Origin of the sequence: Thermofilum sp., assembly GCF_038871435.1 — an archaeon.
In the GTDB taxonomy this organism is placed as follows: Archaea; Thermoproteota; Thermoprotei; order Thermofilales; family Thermofilaceae; genus Thermofilum; species Thermofilum adornatum.
Genome location: NZ_JAVZIC010000024.1, coordinates 1 through 3,122, shown reverse-complemented (window position 1 = coordinate 3,122; position 3,122 = coordinate 1). Strand labels below are relative to the sequence as shown.

At 46.4% G+C, this 3,122-nt stretch carries 4 protein-coding genes and 1 CRISPR repeat array; all 4 genes read left to right on the top strand.

Features of this window, described 5'->3' with window-relative positions; all coding sequences use genetic code 11:
- On the top strand, window positions 1-244 hold a 244-nt coding region (locus QXT17_RS09975; protein WP_342815862.1), incomplete at its 5' end, for a hypothetical protein.
- 795 nt (window positions 245-1,039) lie between these two features.
- On the top strand, window positions 1,040-1,393 hold the full coding sequence (locus QXT17_RS09970) for a nascent polypeptide-associated complex protein (RefSeq protein ID WP_020962084.1): 354 nt from the start codon (window positions 1,040-1,042) through the stop codon (window positions 1,391-1,393).
- Window positions 1,394-1,455: 62 nt separating this feature from the next.
- The gene (gene pgsA / locus QXT17_RS09965) at window positions 1,456-2,055 is read left to right on the top strand and encodes an archaetidylinositol phosphate synthase (protein ID WP_342783483.1); all 600 of its coding nucleotides are present in this window, start codon (window positions 1,456-1,458) and stop codon (window positions 2,053-2,055) included.
- Between the two features lie 283 nt (window positions 2,056-2,338).
- A CRISPR array of direct repeats spans window positions 2,339-2,750; the repeat unit is 25 nt; unit sequence GATGCAACTCAGAAAGAATTGAAAG.
- A 200-nt stretch (window positions 2,751-2,950) separates the two neighbouring features.
- On the top strand, window positions 2,951-3,122 hold a 172-nt coding region (locus tag QXT17_RS09960; protein WP_342815863.1), incomplete at its 3' end, for an RNA 3'-terminal phosphate cyclase.

The window sequence follows — 3,122 nt, the reverse complement described above, 5'->3', positions numbered from 1 at the left end:
CATAGCAAAAAACCTCACAAAAAGCATAGTCCTAGCACTAAACACAAACGGAAACTTCGCCCTCAAAATAACCAACGACCTACTAGACAAACTCGACGCCAGAACAATCGGCCAAAACATATCCCAAGCCCTCAAAGGAAAAGGAGGAGGAGTAAACGACCTATACCAAGGACACATCACAGAAACCCAAAACATAAAAGAAGCACTAATCCAAGCAGTAAAGAAAACACTCCAACAACAATAACCCCGCCAAACACCCAACAACTCAACCCCTTTCCCATGAGAACACCAAACAGCAAAAAACAGATAAAGAGAAAAACAGAGATTTCTCCACCGTGATACTGGGTGGGAGGAAATGGTTCCCCTGAAAATCTCTGTAGAATCGTTTTCCACGGGAAGCTTTAACGCTTTACGGGAAGTAGACTTTTTGTAAAAAATGTTCTTCCCTGGCCCCTCTTCCCAGTCCATATCATTTACAGGCATCAATGAGAAAACTAAAGAAATCCTACATTGATAAATGGGAAACACTTGCACAAAAACACTTTCACACAACACAGAAACAAATAAATAACACCCCAACAAAATAAACCCCAAGGAAACAGTATCAGAAAAGAATGAATTGAAAGATATGTTGAGAGCAATTCCTCAGCCTCATTCATTATTTTGTATCAGAAAAGAATGAATTGAAAGTGGATGATGAAAGGCAATATAATCTTCGCAGTTATCGATCTCGTATCAGAAAAGAATGAATTGAAAGTTGGTCACCATGATCCCTGCCCTGTAGCCGTGCCAAATGTATCAGAAAAGAATGAATTGAAAGCTATTGAGGCAAGATCCTCATGGCTGATTGGCTGATACCGATCCTCTCGTATTAGGAACGAATGAATTGGGGCTTGTTATCTATATGTGTTTGTATATGGAGCCATTGTATGTCGGGAAAGAATAGAGTGAGTTTTGGGGTGGGTATGGGGTTTTTCGTGCTTGTTTGCGGGTGTTAAGAATTATATAGTTCTTTGTGGTTTTTCTTCGTGGTGGTTGTATGTTTAGGCTGAATAGGGAGCAGAGGAGGCTCCTGGAACGCATGGGCCTCAACTTTAAGCCCCTTGACGGCGTCCAGGAGGTACAGCTCAAGATGCAGGGCAAGACCATAGTTATCAGGTCTCCGGAAGTCCAGGTAATCGAGATCAAGGGCGGCTCCAGGATATACTACGTGTCGGGCATAGAAGAAGAGGTGGCCGCGGCGCAACAAGAGGTTCCAGAGATATCGCAGGAAGACGTCGAGCTAGTCGTACTCAAGACGGGCGCCAGCCAGGAAGAGGCAAGGAAGGCCCTCATCGAGGCCGGGGGAGACATAGCTAGGGCAATCCTGCTACTCAGCCAGAAAAAGGCCTAGGCCTCTTTTTTCCACCTGCGTGGCACAGCAAGGTTTTTGTCTATGAACTAGTCATTGCAGACGTGTTGACAAGGATAAAGCAGAGACTAGAAAAAATAGTCGAGCCCCTCGGAAACCTATTCGTAGCCCTGGGCCTCAGCCCCAACCAAATAACCGTCCTCGGCTTCCTGCTTGGCACAGTCGCAGTAGCTACCCTCGCCTTCACGGGCTCCTTCCCAGTTTTCCTGTGCCTCTTCGCGTTCGCAGGCCTAATGGACGCCATAGACGGCTACGTCGCCAGGAAGACGAACAGGGCCACTAGCTTCGGCGCCTTCCTAGACTCGACCCTCGACAGGGCCACAGACGCACTGACAGTCCTGCCCCTCTACACGGCAGGCCTCACGAGCACCTACGAGGCACTCCTACTCGTCACTGGCGAGTTCCTAGTAAGCTACACCAGGGCCCGCGCGGAGTCCCTAGGCGTAAAGATGGCCGGAGTAGGCCTAGCAGAGAGGGCAGAAAGGCTCATAGCAAAGGTCGCGATATACCTCCTGCTAGCCCTTAACTACAGGACGCCAGCATACATACTGTTCTGGGCACTCGTCGCCGCAACATACTACACAGTCGCACAGCGAATAACCCACGCATACAAAACCCTAACACGCGCCCCAACCAGCGCATAAGTTCTCCCAAAACCAATGCAAAGAACCAGATTAAAGCCTAATTTTTATAATCACACATCACAAGAAAACTAAAAGTTATTTATGAAGTTTCTCGTTGGGAAGGTTATTTTGAAAAGAGATTACGGGAAAAATCCCGACCTAAAACGGGCTATTCCGGGAAGCTTCCCAATTGGGAAGTTTCAGAAGCTTCCAATGTGTAAATTTGAGTGCTAGCACAGTTTTTCTGACTTCTTCAAAAAATCAAGCGTTAAACATATAAACCCCTCCTCGGTAAAACAATTCAGATGCAACTCAGAAAGAATTGAAAGTACGCTATAAGTCCGAAACTATGCCTTTACCTTGCCTTTTGATGCAACTCAGAAAGAATTGAAAGTTGCCTTTAGCTCCTGTATCTTCTCGCCCTCCTCTATGTCTGATGCAACTCAGAAAGAATTGAAAGTTCGGGTGATACATCATCCTCATATATCTACACCGTGGATGCAACTCAGAAAGAATTGAAAGAGATTTCTACTATTCTAGGCTAGGAGTCATGAACATAAGATGCAACTCAGAAAGAATTGAAAGGCTACATCTATGGACAACACTAAATGATAGAATGCATCGCTGATGCAACTCTGAAAGAATTGAAAGTGGCTGTGACGAAGCCTGTTACTTGTTCTACTGTTTTTGTGATGCAACTCAGAAAGAATTGAAAGGACGGCGGGCTCAAGGTGGCAGTGATGTGTATAGTTCTTATGGTGCAACCTTGGAAGTATCGCTGTGAACTTTTCTAGTTGTGGGTCGTTTTAGTGTATTCGTTGTGTCCTTGAAAGTGTTCCTGCTTGTGTGTTGGTTGTTGCTGTTTATGGGCGAAACGCTATTAGGCCCCCTTGTTGTGTGTATTGTTGGTTTGGGTATGATCGAGGTTGACGGGTCGTTTGGAGAGGGGGGCGGACAGCTACTCAGGTATAGCATTGCTTTGGCTGCCCTTATTGGTAGCCCGTTGAGGGTCTACAATATTAGGGCTAAGAGGGACCCGCCGGGCCTGAGGCCCCAGCACTTGACGGCTTTGAGGTTTATCGCGGAGC

What these genes read in the sequence shown, in the direction of transcription:
- QXT17_RS09970 (WP_020962084.1), top strand. Translation starts at nt 1,040, where the DNA reads ATGTTTAGGCTGAATAGGGAGCAGAGGAGGCTCCTGGAACGCATGGGC.